Below are 19,544 nucleotides of genomic sequence, written 5' to 3' on the forward strand. Positions count from 1 at the left end.
AATTTGCTATTTTACGATTAAACCTGACATATCAACTTTCTTAGGATTCAAAGCGTCTAATCCCATTTTTAAAGCTTGTACGCGTGCTTGCTCCAATTCTCCAGTTACTGTAATAACACCATCAACTACCGCTGTTTTCACTGACGGAAAGTCTTTAGTAAAGTCAGTAACCTTAGCCTGAAGATCAGCATCATTGCTATTTACTTCAATTGTTCCAGTAGGAATTGAATTAACAACAATGTTGTTAACCACTGATTTTACACCTTTTGCATCTGCGCCTTTCGCTGCAGATTCAATCTGTGCTTTTTCATCATCTGATGCTGCCGTACCATTCAAGGTTACTACACCATCTTTAACTTCTACCTGAACATTTGGATTCGATTGAATCGCAGTTTCTACTTTGGCTTTTAAATCGGCATCAGAAATTTTCGATTTACAAGCAATAGTTCCAGTTAACAATGTAACGGCAACTACCAATACAGATAAGATTTTTTTAAGATTCATAAATAAAATATTTACGTTAATTAATACTACCTAAATCTAAACAAAAAACATTTCGAAAATGTTTTAAAAAATAAATCTGATTTGAGATTAATTTTGAAAGGATTCTATCTACGGTATTGTAACAACAATTATTGAAAGGCAATAAAAATCGAGGAATTCCATTGGAAGAACAACAGGCATAAAAGTTCTTGATTACCTATGAACTACGGGCACTTTCAGAAAAATTAGATGAAAAGGTTTCGTTTGCCAAAAGCCCGGCACTACCTAGCGTAATTCTTGAATCTTAAAGGTTTTACCGTTGAAATTTACCTCATCATGAACCTGCTTTCCAAACAAAGTCTCTCCTATTGGCGATTGCTTTGAAACGACCATTACAGTCTCAGTTCCTACTTTGAGCGGACCGATTGAGGTAGCTATTAAATAATTGAATTGATCGGTCATCACAAGGCTTCCCATACCGACAAGCGCATTGGTAGATTCTGGAAGATTAATTAATATATCTAGGTCTCTATTGGCTTGGTTGAGCTGGCTTTGAAGTCGCGACAACTCCTGTTGCGCCATTTCGCGCGAAGTTTCGTACTTATCCCCCATACTGCTCTTTGTATCATTGATTATCGCATCATTAGCAGCATCAATAGCAACCTGAATTTCATCGACCCGAGTTTGCGTCTTTTCCAAACAAAGTTCTACGATTTCCTTCTTATCAATCATATTTATTGGATCTCCATTTTACTTGAATAAAGAAAGCGCCAAATAAATTTGGCGCTTCAATTAAAAACCTAATAACCAATTAATTATAATTAATTAAATTAGTTTAGTTTTTCAAAGCTTCTTTTACGTTGTTAAGCTTTCTTTCTGCCTCTTTACCAGCTGCATCAACTTTATCTGCTGTTTTTTCAGCAGCATTGTCGATTGCTTCGCCAGTTTTGTGAGCAGCGTCTTTAGTAGCATCTACAGCGTTGTTAACACCTGTTTCTACTGCTTGACCTGCTTCTTTAGCTGCAGCTTTAGTTTTTTCCCAAGCAGCGTTAGCATCGTCTAAAGCTTTTTGAGCAGCTTCTTGAGCTTTCTTGTCTCCGCTTTTTACAGCAGCGTCAAGGTCAGCTTGCGCTTGTTTTGCTTTAGCTTCAGCATCTGCTAATGCTTGATCAGCTTCTGCATGAAGATGACCAGCATGCTCGTCAGCAGTTTCTAATGAATGATCTAAGTGCTCTCCTACTGTAGTATCACCATCATGATTTTTATCTACTGATGAAGTATTGTTACATGCAGAGAAAGTAATCGCGCATGCAACCGCTGCTAATAATGCAATTTTTTTCATGTTTTAATTTTTGCTTTTGGTTAACATTTTACAATGATGCTAATGTACAATATTTGTACCAAAAAAATTACTTCGGATATACGGTTCCTTTTGCAGCTTCTAATGTGTTTTTCAACAGACCGATAATAGTCATTAAGCCTACACCGCCCGGTACTGGAGTAATCCAGGATGCCTTAGGAGCAACCGCTTCAAAATCAACATCACCATATAGCTTGAAGCCGGATTTTGTTTCGGTTGAAGTCTCACGATTGATACCCACATCGATAACTATAGCACCATCCTTTACCATATCCCCGGTTACAAAGTTTTTCTTACCGATTGCAGCGACAATGATATCACCTTGAAGAACTTCTTCTTGAAGATTCTTCGTGCGGCTATGCGTCAATGTCACTGTACAGTTTCCAGGCTGGCTATTGCGCGCTAATAAAATACTCATCGGCGATCCAACAATATTGCTGCGTCCAACAACAACCGCTTTCTTACCAGCAGTATCAATACCATAATGATCTAGCATCAACATGATACCGTAAGGCGTAGCAGGAATAAAGCATGGAAGATTTCTTTGCATACGACCTAAATTGATCGGATGAAATCCATCAACATCTTTTTTATAATCTATAGCTTCTGTTACTTTCTCCGGATCGATATGCTTTGGTAATGGCAATTGAACAATTAAACCATCGATGTTTTCATCTTGATTAATCTCAGCAATCTTTGCAAGCAAAGCTTCCTCAGTAATATCATCTTCGTAATGAAGATTGGTAGAATCAAAGCCAACTTGCTCACAATTTCTCATCTTGCTAGCAACATAGGTTTCACTTCCGCCATCATTGCCCACTAAAATGGCAACCAAATGGGGCTTACGGCCCAGTGTTGCTGTCAATTCAGCGGCTTCTCTTTTGATATCTTCTTTCAGTTTTGCAGAAACTTCTTTTCCGTCAAGTAACTTCATGTTATAAATAGGTTGATGTAATAATTAATCTAACTTCAATACGGCCATAAATGCAGACTGTGGAATTTCCACATTACCTACCTGGCGCATACGTTTTTTACCTTTCTTTTGTTTCTCAAGGAGCTTACGCTTACGAGAAATATCACCACCGTAACATTTCGCTGTTACGTCTTTACGTAATGCAGAAATAGTTTCACGAGCAATAATCTTAGCACCAATAGAAGCTTGAATACGGATTTCGAACTGCTGACGTGGTAACAACTCTTTCAACTTCTCACAGATCTTTTTACCAAAATCATAAGCATTGCTACGGTGAATCAATGATGATAGGGCATCAACAGGCTCATCGTTCAAGCGAATATCTAACTTCACCAAATCAGAAGTACGGTAGCCAATTTGATGATAATCAAATGAAGCATAACCTTTAGAAATGGTTTTTAACTTATCATAGAAATCGAATACAATCTCACCCATCGGCATTTCAAACACCAACTCGACACGGTCAGAAGTCAAATAGGACTGGTTTACGATTGTACCGCGTTTTTGAATACAAAGCGACATAACTGGACCAACGAACTCAGCTTTGGTAATGATGTTTGCTTTAATATAAGGTTCTTCGATAGAATCTAACTTACTTGGGTCTGGAAGATCCGAAGGGTTGTGGACAACGACTTCTTCATTTCCTTTAGTTAAATATGCACGGTAGGATACGTTGGGAACAGTGGTAATTACTGTCATATCGAACTCACGTTCTAAACGTTCCTGGATAATCTCCATGTGCAACATGCCCAGGAATCCACAACGGAATCCAAAGCCCAATGCAGCAGATGATTCCGGTTCGAATACAAGCGAGGCATCATTCAATTGCAAACGATGCATAGACTCCCTCAGTTCTTCGTAATCCTCCGTATCTACCGGATAAATACCGGCGAATACCATCGGCTTCACCTCTTCGAAACCTTGAATTGCCGATGCACAAGGACGATCGCGATGTGTGATGGTATCTCCTACCTTTACCTCACGAGCTTCCTTAATACCGGAGATAATATAGCCTACATCACCAGTCTTGATCACCTCTTTCGGAACCTGATTTAATTTCAAAGTACCAACCTCATCAGCAAAGTATTCTTTTCCGGTCGCCACGAACTTTACACGATCCCCTTTTCTGATTTCTCCATTCTCTACTTTAAAATACGCCATGATACCACGGAATGAATTAAATACAGAGTCGAAAATCAATGCTTGCAAAGGAGCCGTAGGGTCTCCAACAGGAGCAGGAATACGGTCGATGATAGCATCTAAGATATTAGGGATACCTAGTCCTGTTTTTCCGGATGCTGGGATAATATCTTCACGTTTTCCGCCGATAAGTTCTACGATCTGGTCTTTGACCTCCTCAGGCATAGCGCCCGGAAGATCCATCTTATTTAAGATAGGAATGATTTCTAAATCGTGCTCAAGCGCCAAATATAGATTGGAAATAGTTTGAGCTTGAATACCTTGAGAAGCATCTACAATCAATAATGCCCCTTCGCAGGCTGCGATAGAACGGGAAACCTCGTAAGAGAAATCCACGTGTCCGGGAGTATCGATCAAGTTTAACACATAGGTTTGTCCATCTCTCACATATTCCATTTGGATGGCGTGACTTTTTATGGTGATACCTCTTTCTCTCTCCAAATCCATGTTATCCAACAACTGAGCTTGCGCTTCGCGTTGAGAGATGGTTTTGGTAAACTCTAACAATCTGTCTGCCAAGGTACTTTTGCCATGGTCAATGTGCGCGATAATACAAAAATTGCGTATATGCTTCATATAGGTTATTATGCCTTCAAATTAATTCGCAAATATAATTTTTTTAAGCGAGGTTTTCTCTTAAAAGTTAGCCGATTATTCTATTTAGCGAGTTTATTGTTAGGCACTTCATTGAAACGCTGTGATATGAGCAACATTGTAAGACTCAATACGATGACGATAGATGCCCATAATAGAGAAGTATGTGTGAAGGTGAAGTTCCAATGGTAGATACCGCCGATTCCCTGCAAAGCCAGCGCTATTTCGTTAAATAGCACACCAATCAGTAAGAAAATGATAGTATAGTGAGTCATTTTTGAAACTCTTAACATGCCTTGGCTAAAGGCCAAGCCAATGAGAAACATTGATATATTGACGAGCAATACTAGATGCAAGTAAGCGATAGCAATTGGTCTAAAACCATATACTAAAACACTCATGGACGGTATTATCGAGAAGCCTTGGAGGATCGTCTTTGCAGTAACGCCAAGCGCAACTATTGTCCATAGTACTATCATGCTGCTCGACTTAGAAGTCTGTATCAGTCTCATTGCCTTCAGACTGCCACTTAGAAACCAAAGCCAACACAGCCCTTGTAACAACACAGTCGCAAACACAACATAGCCTACATAGGCTGGAATTCCTTTCCACCACAATATCGTCAGAAAGTAAGTCGGAATCAGCGTGAGTGAGAATAGATACTGGGCATACTTCGGAAAAAATACATGTCCAGTTTTACGAATCAACCAATGATAAAATAGTGCTAAACATCCGAAAAAGAACCATCCATTGTATTGGAAATGCAGATAGAAATAAATCGATGCCTGCTGTTCAAAAGGATTTTCCTGATGGCTTGCTTTGAGGTAAATAAGATAAAAAGTCCCCAAGGCTGAGATCGCATTACTGATGATTGCGACATAATACCAATGCTTAATTGGGCTTGCGATTTCTGCTGATTTTAAGTCTTTCCAGAACTTCGTGATGAATGCGAAAGAGACAAATAGCGATAAGGTAGAGAAAATGATCGAGAACAAGGCATAGCCCTGAGCAGTAAAAGCCACCAACATACAAACCGATGTGATCATGTTGAGATAAAGTAAAACAGCGTAAGGCTTCTCTACGCTATCAGTCGCCTTGTGTCCCTTCAGGAACATCGGCATAAACAGCATCAGCGCCATAGATACCCATGCCGTAAATGCGAAATGAGAATGCGCATGCAATAAATTCTTCTGCTCTAACCAAGCTAGGGGGAATAGAAATTTATAGCGCATCACCGCTCCATAAACGCCTACAATTAGGAAATTTATGAGTGCAACGTAGAACAATTGCTTATAGGAAACTTTGAACGATTTTTCCATTATCTTTCGTTGATCGGAACGCGCAAAATTCCAGCCTGCTACGTTCTATAACAAAGATAAAGTCTGAATACTCATGAGGAGCTGATTGTTGTCAGCTAGAAAAGTGATATATCACCATAGAACCTATTGCTCAATTGGAAATAACACTTGGAATTCGGTTCCCATTCCAATCTTACTATCAACTTTGATTTGCAGATCCAGCTTATCTGCAATAGTCTTCACAATCGTAAGTCCTAATCCAGTTCCTTCAAAGTCGATGGCATTGTCGAGACGCTTGAACGTATCGAAGATAGATTTGAGATCTTCATCTGCAATACCAATTCCATTGTCGCGAATAAAATATCGAATGAATTCACTTCCCTGCTCCGCGTAAATCTCAACGGCAGGATGCTCAGCACGCGCGGAATACTTTATCGCATTTCCGATTAGGTTCTGGAACAGTTGGTAAACCAATGTCTTATGACCATATACCGGTAGCAACTCCCCTATCTTTACCTGCGTTGAGTACGCATCGTATCGCATTTTACAGAAGGTCGTAATCTGATCGATCGAGCTGCTGACATCAACGAGCTCCGTTTGATAGCTGAATGATTTAATTTTGGAGAACAAATGTATAGCAACTAACAGTTCTCCGATAATATCAACCGCACTCTTCATGTTTTGAAGCATGCGATTTCTAAGATCTAACGGCATATCAGGACGTTGAAGCAACATCTGCACCGATAGATTAATTGCCGATAAAGGATTCTTTACATCATGGCTTACTGTATAAGCATAGGAATCTAACGCCCTATTCAAACTCACGACCTCTTCATTCAAACTACTCAGCTCTAATGACATCTGATTCATACTGGTTTTGATCAGCTTCCTAAGGCGAGAGAAATAATACAGATCGCGTTCTGTCCAGCGCTCGGATGTTCCTTCGATCGTATGGTGCCAAACATCAAAATGCTTGTGCGGCTCGGTCGTAAATGTCTCATTAGGCTTTGGATTCATCAAATGACGAGTCGGAGTATCCATATAAGTACGCTTGACGATCGACTCCTTTCTGAAAAAATATAAAGTAAACTGCCTATTGGACTCGATATCTACCTTTGCAATTCCAGCAAAACGGCTCATATCAATACCTAACTCCTCCCCGAACTTCCAGGTGAACTCCTCATCTGTGTAAACATACTGATCCGTCTCACGGAGGATAAGTCCCTTCAGTTGCTTTAATTTCTCTCGGCCAATATTGATTTGGTGAGCATATATCTGATCTCCAGAAGCAATCAGCATAGCATCCGCATTGGCGAATTGGCACAAAAGTTTACTTAGCGACCCTAAGACAGCAAGCATATCCTTTTTTAGAAGCAACTTCTCTTTCAGCAACAATTCGAAGTTTCGAATGCGCTCGTTGAATTCTCTTTCCTGCACTAACTGTTCATCGGCGAAGCGAGTTGATGCCCATTGGATCATGTAGACAAAAGCTTCGCGCTTGATTAAATTGATCCTGGTCGGGCGAACGTTTTGGCAAAAAATCAATCCCCAGATCTGATCATCAATGAGAATAGAGAAGCTTAAGTTACATCCGATCCCAACTTTCTTTAGATGGTCGCTATGTACCTTTGCCAAGGTCCGGATGTTGGTACTCAATAAGTCAACCTGGCTACCATCTTTACTGACTATACGGATGGGCTCTTCGTAGATATCATGGGTCAATCGGCATAGGTTTTTCAGGTGAACCTTTCTTGCCTGAGCCAAAACTGCAAAATCCGACTGATATAACCCGATGATGCTTTCTAAGTTGTCATTATTTCTCGTCTCCGCAATGATCTTCCCATAGCCACCCTCGATAAATTGATACACTGTAATTCGATCATAGCCTAAGACCTTGCCCATATAATCGCTCAGGTGCTGCCAGATACCCTTGGTATTTTCCATTAATACCTGAGCAAAGGATTCGAACTTCGGAAAGTACACCTGTAGATCCGCAACTTTAATTTCGAACTCAAAGTAAACAGAGCGCTCATTCCGATAAACGCTTAGATAACAACCTCTCTCCAGAAGCCTGATCTCTAATAGATTGCGATCATTCTCCTCTGCTATAATTTGTCTTACAGCTTCCTGAATATCAATCTGGTAATCATGAAAATAATGATCGATCAAGAATGAAAATGGACGATCAAAAAGCGTATTAACATCTCGTTTTAACCAATCCGAACAATTCTCACTACCTGCAGTGATATTTAAATCTAAATCTGTAACGATCAGATACCCAAAACTTTGGATACCATCATAAGACAGCTGCTTCTGCAGGTCAATAGAGGAAGAATTAAGCATGCGTATTGGTTAGTTAGTTTGTTAATCTTTACAGCGTAAAGATAAGGAGTTTCTTTGAGCAACAGTAAAAAAAGCGTCAGTTAAAATGGAAACTGACGCTTTTCTATCTTTTATGAGGTAGCTAATCTTATCCGATACTCGGGATGTTTACTACTTCATTGGTATCCTTTTCGTAATCAATTTCATCGAAATTGAATCCAAATAATTGGAAGAAATCATTGCGGTATCCAGCAATATCAGAAATCTCTTCTAAGTTTTCTGTTGTTGCCTGTCCCCATAATTCAGCAACCTCTTTTTGAACATCTTCGCGCATCTCCAAATCGTCTACACGAATTCTTCCTTTATCATCCAATTGTAAATCAGAACCATTGTACAAGCGCTCTGCAAATAGACGTTGCATTTGCTCAATCGTTCCTTCATGTATTCCTTTTGCTTTCATCACCTTGTATAATAACGAAATATACAAAGGAACAACAGGAATAGCAGAACTTGACTGTGTAACCAATGCTTTATTTACAGAAACATAAGAAACACCATTCAAATCCTTCAATATTTCGTTTAACGCAGGGACCGTAGCTTCCAAATTGTCTTTAGCGCGTCCGATTGTACCGTTACGATAAATTGGATAAGTAAGCTCAGGGCCAATGTAAGAGTAAGCTACTGTCTTCACGCCTTCAGCTAAAACGCCGGCAGCTTTCAGTTCTTCAATCCAGAACTTCCAATCTTCACCACCCATTACCGCAACTGTATTTTCGATATCCTCTGGATTTTCAACCGGGTTGATCGTAATGTCGGAAACAACACCTGTGTGGAAGTCGACAGTCTTATCAGTAAATGGCTGATCGATAGGTTTCAACACGGATGCATGTGCCACACCTGTTTTAGGATGTGTGCGGCGTGGTGAAGCCAGTGAATATACTACAAGATCAACTTGTCCTAAATCTTTCTTAATTAAGTCAATAGTCTGCTTTTTGATCTCGTCAGAGAAAGCATCACCATTGATACTCTTTGCGTATAATCCGGCAGCCTGTGCTTCTTTTTCAAAAGCAGCGGAATTATACCAACCTGCAGTACCCAATTTACCTTCAGATGCCGGTTTTTCAAAAAACACACCAATGGTTGCAGCATCAGATCCAAAGGCAGCAGATATACGAGAGGCAATACCAAATCCCGTAGAAGCACCGATTACTAATACCTTTTTAGGACCGTCAGCAATCTTGCCTTTAGATTTCACATACTCGATTTGATTTTTAATATGTTGTGCAGCACCTTCAGGATGCGCTGTCAAACAAATAAATCCTCTTGTTCTTGGTTGAATAATCATCTTTATTTAATCTTTCAAAGTTGAATAATTAGTTACAAAAGTAGTTAAATTTTCAAGGAAACATCCTTCTACCTTATTTTTTATGGAAGTGTCTGTCTTTCAAAGGCCATCAAAAATTTTCAACGCTGTTGCTGTTTCAAGGGCAACATAAAAATTAATTTAAGCAGGTCTTTAATTGGACTTCCTCGCCTTCTTTAGCTAGAATTTCACTCAAGTTTACTTATTTTTTCACGAATTCACTATATAACAATCGGATAACATCTTTAGACAACATGATATCGTCGTCGCTATCCTGCGTAGGGATGCAACCATTCGTTATAACAATGAACCCAAATTTCTTCTTAGGCTCAAAGAACATATTACTGTAAAGACCATATGCAGAACCCGTATGTCCGATCATATGTTCTCCAGGAATAAGTTTATCTGTCTCTAAAAGTGCTAATCCATAATGTTCTTTTGCAGATAAACCCTTTTGCATACGTTTCGCGCTTTTCTTGCTAATGATCTTTATCCCCCCAGATTTACCGTAGTTCATATGCATCGTCATATACTTTGCAAGATCATTTGCAGAAATTTTCATCCCGCCGGTCGGCGAAAATACAGGCGTAGAAACACCCATGGTGTAATTCCGGATCTCCTCAGATCGTGGATTATAAGCCGATGGCTGTGCTTTAAAAGTTCCCTCCTCTTTAACATAGAGCGTGGCGAATCTCGAACAATCCAATGAATCAATGCAGTAGCCTGCATTTAAACCCAGAGGACTTAATATCTGTTGCTTGATATAATTATCAAATCGCACATTGCTCAGGCGCTCAAGTACCGCGCCTACCATATTGAAATTCAAGTTGCAATATTCGTAATCCGTTCCTGGCTTATAGTCATTGTAAGACTTCGCCCAATTCGGATTCTTTTCTGGATTGATGACATCTAATTCAAAATATCCATTGCTATCGTTAATACTCGAACGATGCGATAAAACCATTTCCAAGGTAATCTTCGTATCTGGGTATTTTGGATTTCTAATTTTGAAGCCCACTAGATCACTAAAATCATCTGTCAGGGAGATCTTCCCCTGTTCAACCAGTTGCATAATCGCCGTTGCACTGAAAGACTTTGAAATGGAAGCAATGCGGAATAAGTTGTCTGTCGTCAATGGCTCTTTGTTCTCCAAGTTCTTATAGCCTAGCGCATGCTGGTATACCGGCTTGCCGTCTTTCACTACCACAACCGCTAAACCCACAGCCTCATATTTATTCGCTACGTCTTTTAATTTTTGTTCGAAGCCTGTAGATTGTGCGAATACTTGGCTACTGATAATCAATCCCACGCAGGCAAAGGCAACTTTCTTTGTAATTTGATAGATGTTCTTCATGTATGATATTATTTATACGAGTGTGAGGCAGTACTTCAGCCCAAATGCAACGAGCATCCCCAGCCCGAAACTAAGTAAAGTACCGATCATCACGTATTCTGTAAATTTGGTGTCGCGTGCATTCGTTAGATCTCCAAAACGGAATATCGATTTTGCCGCCAGTAGAAATCCAATACCTTCATTCAACCCTAACATCACAAAGCCCATAATCATGAGACGTTCCATCACTCCGATAACCGTGCCGGCATCAAATAAGGTCTCACTGCGCTTACTGTTAAAATCAGCTTCCTTTTGCCACTTGCTAAAGAAGACTCGGATAACGATAGGTATAGCAAACACGATAAGAATTATCGCAATCAGCAACAACAACAGTTTATTCCAATTGACCAGTTCCATTAGTTCTGTCCAAGCGTTAGGCGTCCAATAGAAATAAATAGCCACTATACTAGCAATATGTAGCAGCTGATCGATAATGAATAGACGAATTGGGTTTACTTTCCAACGGTTCTCTACACCGATTTTAATGCTGTCTATTGCCAGATGTGAGGCCAATAAGAACACGATGTTCTGCCAATTATTCGCTAAGTCATTGATAAAGAACAGCAATAACAACGCGCCATGCACCCCAACATGATAGAATAAGTATTGTATTTGCGTATTCCGCTTCTGTACCCAGGACTTAGGTTGCAAAACAAAATCCCCGATCAGATGGGCAATAAACATCTTAAGCAGATTTGTCAACATAGCTTGCGAGTTGGTTGGTGCAATATTGTATTACTTGACCCAGTTTTGTATAATTCGCCTTATTGAGCTCACGGCTCACTTGGCTTTGATGTGTTCGCTTCAGCAATTGCGTGATTTCCAACTGACTTTTGTCGGGATGATCCATCACCATCTGCACAGCTTCCGCCATGTTTGCAGTCCATTGGTCCACCAAACGGGTACTCAGCGTTAAAATCAAGTTGATTTGTTCATCTAACTCCTCCCATGGAGATATAAAGGCTAGACTTTCTTTGTTTAACGAGTCTAATGCTTTGCCCGAATTCACAAAAGCCTCTCCGCTGGTTTTTTTGATACTGGAATCTCGGTAGCTAATTTCTCCTACACCAATCCCCATACGGACATCCATCCCCTCCTTTTGTCGAATAACAGACTTTAAATAAAATATACTCGAAAATAAATTTGACAAGGGAAGCTCCGCCTGAAAGCTGTCGCCTCGAAAGACATCAAAATCCGTACTATATAGCTTTAAGGCTTGTTCCAATTGCGGAAGCCATTCGCTGCTATCGTATTTGCGGGAATGAATAATGTCGCCAGTAATTACTAAATGAAATGTCATAATTATTTCGTTTATCGCTGGTAGATGCTGTCTAGGCTTTTTGATTGCCTAAAGATAAGCAAATCCATCATATGACCAAATTTAATCAAATATCAAATTATGACTCATATAAGTCATAATTCCAAATATGATTAAAATAAGTCATAATTCCAAATATGATTAAAATAAGTCATAATTTAATATTTGACTAAAATGAGTCAAAACAAAAATAAAACACCCATAACAATCGTTATCTCTCCAAGCAAACAAAACATAATATTTAGTAAATTGCTAAGATCAAACTATAAACTATGACGAACTATTCGAAGCTCTTAACAGCAAAAAGCAGTTTTAAAATAAAGGAACACCCCACCGATATTCGTGATGAAATCAATCCCGACGATGCAAAAGCGGAGCTGAAAAAGGTTCGCAAGAAAATAGCAGAGCTACAAGATAAAATGTATGCACACGATAAATACAGTGTATTAATCTGTCTGCAAGGAATGGACACCTCAGGGAAAGACTCGCTGATCAGGGAAGTTTTTAAAGACTTCAATGTTCGAGGTGTTGTCGTTGAAAGTTTCAAGACACCAAATTCTCAAGAACTGGAACACGACTATTTATGGCGCCACGAGATCAAGCTCCCAGAAAAGGGAAAGTTCGCTGTGTTCAATAGAACGCATTATGAAAATGTGTTAGTAACAAGAGTACATCCTGAATATCTATTAAACGAACGAATCCCCCATATCAATAATCCGAAAGATCTTCCAAAAGATTTTTGGAAAATGCGTTTCGAACAAATCAACAATTTCGAAAAACGCATTGTCGAAAATGGAACTATCATATTTAAGTTCTTCCTCAACCTAAGCAAGGATGAACAGAAAGAAAGACTCTTGAGCCGACTGGAAGAAGAAGAAAAGAACTGGAAGTTTTCTCCCGGCGACTTGGAAGAACGAAAACTCTGGGACAAATACATGGAATGCTATGAAGATGCCATCAAAAACACCAGCAAAAAGAATGCGCGTTGGTATATCATCCCTTCAGATAGCAAACCCGTAAGCCGATATCTAGTCGCACAGATTATCTACGAAGTCTTATCGACCTACCAGGATATACAGTATCCGGAAATGGAACCGGAGGTCGAAGAACATAAAAGAAAATATAAAGAACAATTGGAAGCCGAATAAGCTTCCAATTGTGTTTTAGAATATTAAGTTTGAAATACCTCCATCTAAGGGTATTGAAGCACCTGTAAGGAAAGACGCATAGGGCGACGCTAGGAATGCTACCAAATAGCCGTACTCCTCCGGTTTACCCAGTCGCTTTACAGGAATACTGTCCCTTCTACGCTTCTCAATAACCGCGATATCAAGCCCCTCCTGCTCAGCCTGTTTCTCCATCAAGCTATAAAGTCTATCAGTAGCAAAATAACCCGTCAATACCGAATTCACTGTAATGCCATCTCTTCCTACCGCATTCGCTAAGGATTTGCTCCAACTCACTAAAGCCGTACGCATCGTATTAGACAGCACCAAGCTATCCTGTGGCTCTTTAACCGTCATCGAAGAAACATTGATAATTCTACCATAACCCTGTTGCTTCATATGCGATAAAGCAAGATTGCTGGTATAAACCGCTGTTTGAAACAATAGTTCAAAAGCACCTTGATAATCTTCCTCCTCTTTCGACAACACAGTCCCTGCCGCCGGACCATTCGTATTATTGACCAGAATATCGAACTGATGTGATTTAAAAAAGCCAGCAATTATTGTCTTATGCTTCTCATAATCCATAAAATCAGAAACAACATAGCCATGCTCTTGGCCAGCCTCTTTATCTAACTCAGCAACTACTTTCTTCAGCTTTTCTTCATTCCGCGCCATAATAAAAACAGTGGCCCCACATTTCGCAAGTTCCTGCGCAATGGCTTTTCCAATTCCAGCTGAAGCACCGCCAACTAAAGCCGTTTTACCTTTTAAATCTATCTGCATCGTGATTAATGTTCTTTGCAATAAATATAGGTTTTAAAAGGGCAACCCCGAAAAAAACAAATGTGAAAATTAGATTATTCCTTATCGTTCTTCGGATATCCCTCGGCGTCTAAATCATCTCGATAATCTTCTTCATCTTTTGCCAATTCCTCATCCTTTTTCGACACTCGCAAATTGGAAGCATCTGTAATTCGCATATTATTATCTTCCAGATTGTCTTCTCGCAACTCATCTAAATCTGCATACTCATCTCCTACATAGGGATTTGAGGAATCATACGTAGAATCGTCGTTTTCCGCGCCTTCACTGAGCGTATCGTAATTTGCAGGGTGATCCCAATCCGGATCTTTGTCATTTACGTCCAATTCATAGCTCGCATCTTCTTCGTTATACGCCAAATCCCTAGGTTCGAAATTCGCATCCTCTCCTTCAACATTCTTTTTGTTCTTTTTCTCTTCCATGATGTTTTCTTTTTTCATTGAATACTAAGAATAGAACCCCCAAATACAAGAGATTGTTTTATATTATTTGGTAAGAAATACAACCCTTAAAGGTTGGAAATTAACAGAATATTAATTAGATTTACCTTAACAATTTATAAACTTTAAACCATGCAAACGAAAACAGAATACCTAATTTGGGACAAAATTGTCTCAAGTGCAAAAAGTCGTTTCGACGCGGAGCTCTATGCAAATAAGTTTAAAAATATGCAGCCCGAACTCTTCGACAAACTGGTTCTACACATCATTGTAGGGTTTGCATCGGGTGAAGATCATGAGTCTATCTCCACCAACTTACACAACGAATTAGACCACCTAGGGATCGATGTACGTGAAGGAATTATAGATACTATTATTTCCGACAAACATATTGTCTTTAGTCCCGAGATATACGCAGCCTACCTAACTTTCTCTATGCTTGAAGACGGGGCATCGGAAGCGGAGGTTCTAGGTTATGTTTGTGATCTCTTGGAAAACCCACACATCTACTAATCAGTACGCTAAATCGACAGTGAAAAACTGAATATAAAAGTTGTTCTCCCTGCTATTTCTGCGATAACGCCTAAGAAAAACTAGCTTTTTTTTCCGTAACTTTGCACCCATATGGAAACTGTTGTTAGTGGTATTAGAAGTACCGGAAAATTACACTTAGGAAATTACTATGGAGCGCTGAGCAATTTTGTGAAGATGCAGGATGAATATAACTGTTTCTTTTTTATTGCTGATTTACACTCCTTAACGACTCACCCGACGCCGCAAGACCTGAATAGCATGGTCCGCAACGTAGTGGTTGAATATTTAGCTGCAGGCTTAGATCCTGAAAAATCTACCATCTATGTACAATCAGACGTACCTGAAGTAGCAGAGCTTTATTTATACATGAATATGAACGCTTACCTTGGTGAATTAGAAAGAGCAACTTCTTTCAAAGACAAGGTTCGCGCAAACCCAAATAACGTAAATGCTGGTCTATTGACCTATCCCGTGCTAATGGCTTGTGATATCTTAATCCATCATGGCGTTAAAGTCCCTGTTGGCAAAGACCAGGAGCAGCACTTAGAAATGACGAGAACATTCGGTAATCGTTTCAACAGACTTTACAATGTTGATTATTTCCAAGAGGCATTTGCTTTTGCTTATACGGACAAGTTGGTCAAAGTACCAGGCTTATCCGGACAAGGGAAAATGGGTAAATCAAATGGCGATGCAGACTGTATCTATTTATCCGATACGGAACAAGCAATCCGTAAAAAGATTATGCGCGCAGTGACGGACAATGGACCTACCGAGTTAAACCAAACAAAACCCGAAGCCGTTCAAAATCTTTTTGATCTAATGAAGGTCGTATCAACAGCTGATACGGTAGAGCATTTTGATGAACTATACAACAAATGTGAAATCCGTTATGGCGACTTCAAAAAGCAATTAGCCGAAGACATGGTCTTAGCGACAGCAGATGTACGTTCAAGAATCGAAAGCATCGGTCAGGACGATGAATACATCAAAAAAGTGGTGAAGATGGGCGCTGAAAAAGCAGCAGCAAGCGCGCAGAAAACCATCAAAGAAGTTCGTGAAATCATAGGTCTTAAAAAACTGTTTTAATAGAAATTATGCATATAGCAATTGTTGGAAATATTGGTGCCGGTAAAACTACTTTAACAGAAAAACTTGCCAAACACTTAAACTTCGAACCTCAATACGAGGCCGTAGAAAACAACCCTTATCTGGAAGATTTTTACAGCGATATGAAACGCTGGGCCTTCAACCTGCAGATCTTCTTCCTTAATAGCAGATTCCGTCATATCGTAGATCTGCAAAATCGTCAGATCAATATGATCCAGGACAGAACGATCTATGAAGATGCTTATATCTTTGCAGAGAACTTATATGATATGGGATTGATGAGCGCTAGAGACTTTGAAAACTACAGCGACATTTTTCAATCGATCATCCACTACATCAAACCGCCGGATTTATTGGTGTACCTGAAGGCTTCTGTTCCTACCCTCGTGAATAACATCCAAAAACGTGGTAGAGACTATGAATCAGGTATCCGTCTAGACTATCTTTCTAAACTGAATGATAAGTACGAAAAATGGATCGGGAACTACAAAGAAGGAAAACTTTTAGTCTTAGATAAAGACAACTTAGACTTCGCAAACAACCAAGAAGACCTAGGAAAAATAATCCAAAAAATCGAAGCTGAATTGTTTGGACTTTTCTAAGAAGAACTAACAACAGCATAAAAAAAGCATATCATATGAGCCAGAACTACGTTCTGGCTTTTTTTTGAATGTGCATCTTTTAAATTTCCACGATGAGCGTTGATTGTATCAGCGTTGCTGTCAAAAGACATAATTTGTATGACAAAAAAATGTAGAGTTCACTCTCCCATTTTAACTCATTTGTAGAAAATTGGCTAAAGAAAACGGAGCAGATTTTAAAAATGCGGTATCAAATATCTATTTTTGGGTATGAAAGTTATTGGAGTAATACCAGCGCGCTACGATTCTACGCGATTCCCAGGTAAACCCTTGGTCGATATTGGCGGAATGACCATGATTCAACGTGTTTATAATCAGGTTAATCATGCGAGCAGTCTAAGTGAAGTGGTGGTCGCAACTGACGATCAGCGAATTTATGACCATGTAAAAAGCTTCGCCGGTAATGTCGTCATGACGAGTAGAAACCATCAGTCGGGTACCGATCGGTGTGCAGAGGTGATACAGAACATCTCTGGTTTCGACACTGTGATTAACATTCAGGGCGACGAGCCTTTCATCGACCCACAGCAAATAGACTTGTTGGTTTCATGCTTTTCCGATCAAGAGGTGCAGATTGCCACATTGATAAGAAAAATAACAGAGTTTGCCGATTTAGAAAACGTCAATAAACCAAAGGTTGTATTGAACGCGAAAAATGAGGCTATTTACTTCTCCAGACAACCTATTCCATATTTCCGGGGAAAAGAGATGAAGAATTGGTTAAACGATGCGGAATACTTCAACCATATCGGTATCTATGGATATCGCGCAAACGTGTTGAAAGAACTTACGAAACTTCCCATTTCCAATCTGGAGCGCATTGAATCGCTGGAACAATTACGATGGATTGACAACGGGTATAAAATCAAGACGGCAATATCCAGTCATGTTAATGACGCTATTGACACGCCAGAAGATCTAGACGCTATAAAAAGAAAGTACTTTAATGTGTAATATTATTGCCTATGGTCTGTATATCGGATGGTAGGCAATAAGTTTAAAAGACGCTCATAGTCAGAAAGACTAAGTTTGCCCATAGCGGGCATTGCTTCTTTCAAGTCTGCGAACTGCGATTCGGTACGAATTCCCACAACGACACTTTTCACCGCATCATGTAACAATGGGTATTTGAGCGCAACAGCAAGTGCCGGCACTTCCAAATCCTTAGCTATCGCATTTACTGCCTCTTGGGCAGCTTTAACCTCTTGCTCCGTAAACTCCAAGTATTTTTTTGCAGGTTTATCAATTAACAGACCTTGCGCTAGGGCACCACGTACAAAAACTGCAACCTTAGCCTCATTTAAAAGGTTTAAATACTCCTCAGGCCGGCGATCCAGCAAAGAATATTGCATTAGATTGCTGGAAATATTGGTTTCGTTGGCATACTTTAAAAATACATTAGGCCGTATCGAAGAAATACCGTATGCCTTAATTTTACCCTGCTCTTTTAACAGCTCGAAAGCCTCTATAATTTCATTAAACGGATCATCGATAGTACCGCCGTGCAACTGGTAGTTATCAATATAGTCGGTTTGGAGATTGCGAAGGCTTGTCTCAACAGCTCCGAGAATATAGGATTTCGATGGAGCCCAATCCCAACCCGATCCGTCAGCGCGCCATTTGTTACCGACCTTGGACGCAATCGTCCATGCAGCACGATTCTTCTTTGTGATTTCACCAATCAACTTCTCATTCTCGCCCTTGTCATACATATCCGCCGTATCGATATAATTGATGCCCAGGTCGAGTGCCTGATCCAATATATAACTGGCCAATTTCTCGTCTTTGAAATCCAAAGACATGGCACCTAAAGATAATTCCGGAATTTGTATGTCGGTATGAGAAAGATTAGATTGATTCATGTGGTTCCTCGCTAATAATTTTTAATAATTCAACTTCGAATATTAAAGTGCTGTAAGCAGGAATTGGTCCACTGCTGCGTTCGCCGTAACCCAAGTCATAAGGAATTACAAAGCGAGTCTTTCCTCCTACTTTCATCGTTGGAATGCCGATAATCCAGCCTGGTATCGTTCTACCAATTTCAATATCCAGGGGCTCATTGCGTTCATAGCTATTATCGAAAACAGTCCCGTCTGCAAGCATCCCCTTATAATGAACAACTACCATATCATTTGGTTTGGGATGCAAGCCTGTTCCTTCTTGAAGTACCTGATATTGCAGACCTTCCTCAGTCGTGATGACGCCGGGTTTCTTTTTATTCTGATCTAAATAAGCCTGGGAGGCAGCTTTGGTTTTTGCAATCTTTTCCTCGCCTAGTCGGTTTAGACCAGAACGAATAATTTCATTCGTTTGAGACTCCGTAAATCGTTGATCTTTCTTATCTAGCGCTTGTTTGATTGCTTTTGCCAGTACATCTTGATTCACCTGGAAATCCAGTTGTTTTAAATTCCTACCCACATCCAATCCCAAAGCGTAGCTTAAAGAATCATTTGCAGTTTTTAAAGATTGTGCGGACGTATTTAGTGCGAAACAGATGGATAATAATCCAAGTATTAATCTCATT

At 39.8% G+C, this 19,544-nt stretch carries 20 protein-coding genes; 5 read left to right on the forward strand and 15 right to left on the reverse strand.

The genetic code is table 11. The features are described 5' to 3' along the window. Positions 1 to 6 precede the first annotated feature (6 nt). From DSM08_RS11125 to DSM08_RS11175, 11 genes are all read right to left on the reverse strand, one after another. Positions 7 to 504: a BON domain-containing protein gene (locus tag DSM08_RS11125; RefSeq protein WP_149526221.1), complete on the reverse strand. Its 498-nt coding sequence runs from the start codon at positions 502 to 504 to the stop codon at positions 7 to 9. Positions 505 to 768: 264 nt separating this feature from the next. After that, on the reverse strand, positions 769 to 1,215 hold the full coding sequence (locus DSM08_RS11130) for a hypothetical protein (RefSeq protein ID WP_149526222.1): 447 nt from the start codon (positions 1,213 to 1,215) through the stop codon (positions 769 to 771). A gap of 103 nt (positions 1,216 to 1,318) precedes the next feature. Further along, positions 1,319 to 1,825, reverse strand: a complete 507-nt coding sequence (locus tag DSM08_RS11135; RefSeq protein ID WP_149526223.1) for a hypothetical protein — start codon at positions 1,823 to 1,825, stop codon at positions 1,319 to 1,321. 67 nt (positions 1,826 to 1,892) lie between these two features. Further along, positions 1,893 to 2,777: a bifunctional 5,10-methylenetetrahydrofolate dehydrogenase/5,10-methenyltetrahydrofolate cyclohydrolase gene (locus DSM08_RS11140; RefSeq protein ID WP_149526224.1), complete on the reverse strand. Its 885-nt coding sequence runs from the start codon at positions 2,775 to 2,777 to the stop codon at positions 1,893 to 1,895. Between the two features lie 24 nt (positions 2,778 to 2,801). Continuing rightward, on the reverse strand, positions 2,802 to 4,592 hold the full coding sequence (lepA, locus tag DSM08_RS11145; RefSeq protein WP_149526225.1) for a translation elongation factor 4: 1,791 nt from the start codon (positions 4,590 to 4,592) through the stop codon (positions 2,802 to 2,804). 80 nt (positions 4,593 to 4,672) lie between these two features. Continuing rightward, positions 4,673 to 5,929 carry a hypothetical protein gene (locus DSM08_RS11150; RefSeq protein ID WP_149526226.1) on the reverse strand — a complete coding sequence of 419 codons (1,257 nt, stop codon included), beginning with the start codon at positions 5,927 to 5,929 and terminating at the stop codon, positions 4,673 to 4,675. A gap of 123 nt (positions 5,930 to 6,052) precedes the next feature. Continuing rightward, positions 6,053 to 8,251, reverse strand: a complete 2,199-nt coding sequence (locus DSM08_RS11155) for a sensor histidine kinase (protein ID WP_149526227.1) — start codon at positions 8,249 to 8,251, stop codon at positions 6,053 to 6,055. Between the two features lie 127 nt (positions 8,252 to 8,378). Then, complete coding sequence (fabV, locus tag DSM08_RS11160) at positions 8,379 to 9,575, reverse strand: enoyl-ACP reductase FabV (RefSeq protein WP_149526228.1); 1,197 nt, start codon at positions 9,573 to 9,575, stop codon at positions 8,379 to 8,381. Positions 9,576 to 9,795: 220 nt separating this feature from the next. Continuing rightward, positions 9,796 to 10,947 (reverse strand): serine hydrolase domain-containing protein, encoded by a 1,152-nt coding sequence (locus DSM08_RS11165; RefSeq protein ID WP_149526229.1) that lies wholly within the window; start codon positions 10,945 to 10,947, stop codon positions 9,796 to 9,798. Between the two features lie 12 nt (positions 10,948 to 10,959). Next, a complete protein-coding gene (locus DSM08_RS11170) occupies positions 10,960 to 11,691 on the reverse strand; it encodes a DUF3307 domain-containing protein (protein ID WP_149526230.1) in 732 nt (243 codons plus the stop codon). Next, on the reverse strand, positions 11,672 to 12,286 hold the full coding sequence (locus tag DSM08_RS11175) for a SatD family protein (protein WP_149526231.1): 615 nt from the start codon (positions 12,284 to 12,286) through the stop codon (positions 11,672 to 11,674). Before DSM08_RS11175 ends, DSM08_RS11170 begins: the two co-directional genes overlap by 20 nt. 290 nt (positions 12,287 to 12,576) lie before the next feature. Here DSM08_RS11175 and DSM08_RS11180 point away from each other — a divergent pair, with 290 nt between their 5' ends. Further along, complete coding sequence (locus DSM08_RS11180) at positions 12,577 to 13,452, forward strand: PPK2 family polyphosphate kinase (protein WP_149526232.1); 876 nt, start codon at positions 12,577 to 12,579, stop codon at positions 13,450 to 13,452. Positions 13,453 to 13,467: 15 nt separating this feature from the next. Here the strand turns inward: DSM08_RS11180 and DSM08_RS11185 are convergent, their stop codons facing one another. Continuing rightward, positions 13,468 to 14,277 carry an SDR family oxidoreductase gene (locus DSM08_RS11185; protein WP_246172225.1) on the reverse strand — a complete coding sequence of 270 codons (810 nt, stop codon included), beginning with the start codon at positions 14,275 to 14,277 and terminating at the stop codon, positions 13,468 to 13,470. Positions 14,278 to 14,330: 53 nt separating this feature from the next. Next, a complete protein-coding gene (locus DSM08_RS11190; protein WP_149526234.1) occupies positions 14,331 to 14,735 on the reverse strand; it encodes a hypothetical protein in 405 nt (134 codons plus the stop codon). A 132-nt stretch (positions 14,736 to 14,867) separates the two neighbouring features. Between DSM08_RS11190 and DSM08_RS11195 the strand changes: the two genes are divergently transcribed. The 4 genes from DSM08_RS11195 to kdsB all read left to right on the forward strand — a co-directional run bounded on the left by DSM08_RS11195 (position 14,868) and on the right by kdsB (position 17,974). Further along, on the forward strand, positions 14,868 to 15,248 hold the full coding sequence (locus DSM08_RS11195; RefSeq protein ID WP_149526235.1) for a hypothetical protein: 381 nt from the start codon (positions 14,868 to 14,870) through the stop codon (positions 15,246 to 15,248). A 111-nt stretch (positions 15,249 to 15,359) separates the two neighbouring features. After that, positions 15,360 to 16,358, forward strand: a complete 999-nt coding sequence (gene trpS / locus DSM08_RS11200; RefSeq protein ID WP_149526236.1) for a tryptophan--tRNA ligase — start codon at positions 15,360 to 15,362, stop codon at positions 16,356 to 16,358. A gap of 8 nt (positions 16,359 to 16,366) precedes the next feature. After that, the gene (locus DSM08_RS11205) at positions 16,367 to 16,981 is read left to right on the forward strand and encodes a deoxynucleoside kinase (RefSeq protein ID WP_149526237.1); all 615 of its coding nucleotides are present in this window, start codon (positions 16,367 to 16,369) and stop codon (positions 16,979 to 16,981) included. A gap of 249 nt (positions 16,982 to 17,230) precedes the next feature. Next, entirely contained in the window at positions 17,231 to 17,974 is a 744-nt protein-coding gene (kdsB, locus tag DSM08_RS11210) for a 3-deoxy-manno-octulosonate cytidylyltransferase (RefSeq protein ID WP_149526238.1), read from the forward strand. 2 nt (positions 17,975 to 17,976) lie between these two features. Here kdsB and DSM08_RS11215 read toward each other — a convergent pair whose 3' ends face one another. Together DSM08_RS11215 and DSM08_RS11220 are read right to left on the reverse strand one after the other, a co-directional pair. Next, positions 17,977 to 18,882: an aldo/keto reductase gene (locus DSM08_RS11215; RefSeq protein WP_149526239.1), complete on the reverse strand. Its 906-nt coding sequence runs from the start codon at positions 18,880 to 18,882 to the stop codon at positions 17,977 to 17,979. Further along, complete coding sequence (locus DSM08_RS11220) at positions 18,869 to 19,543, reverse strand: FKBP-type peptidyl-prolyl cis-trans isomerase (RefSeq protein WP_149526240.1); 675 nt, start codon at positions 19,541 to 19,543, stop codon at positions 18,869 to 18,871. The genes DSM08_RS11215 and DSM08_RS11220 overlap by 14 nt, the downstream gene beginning before the upstream one ends. Between the last annotated feature and the right edge of the window lies 1 nt (position 19,544).

The sequence above is a fragment of the Sphingobacterium hotanense genome (assembly GCF_008274825.1).
Lineage (GTDB): Bacteria > Bacteroidota > Bacteroidia > Sphingobacteriales > Sphingobacteriaceae > Sphingobacterium > Sphingobacterium hotanense.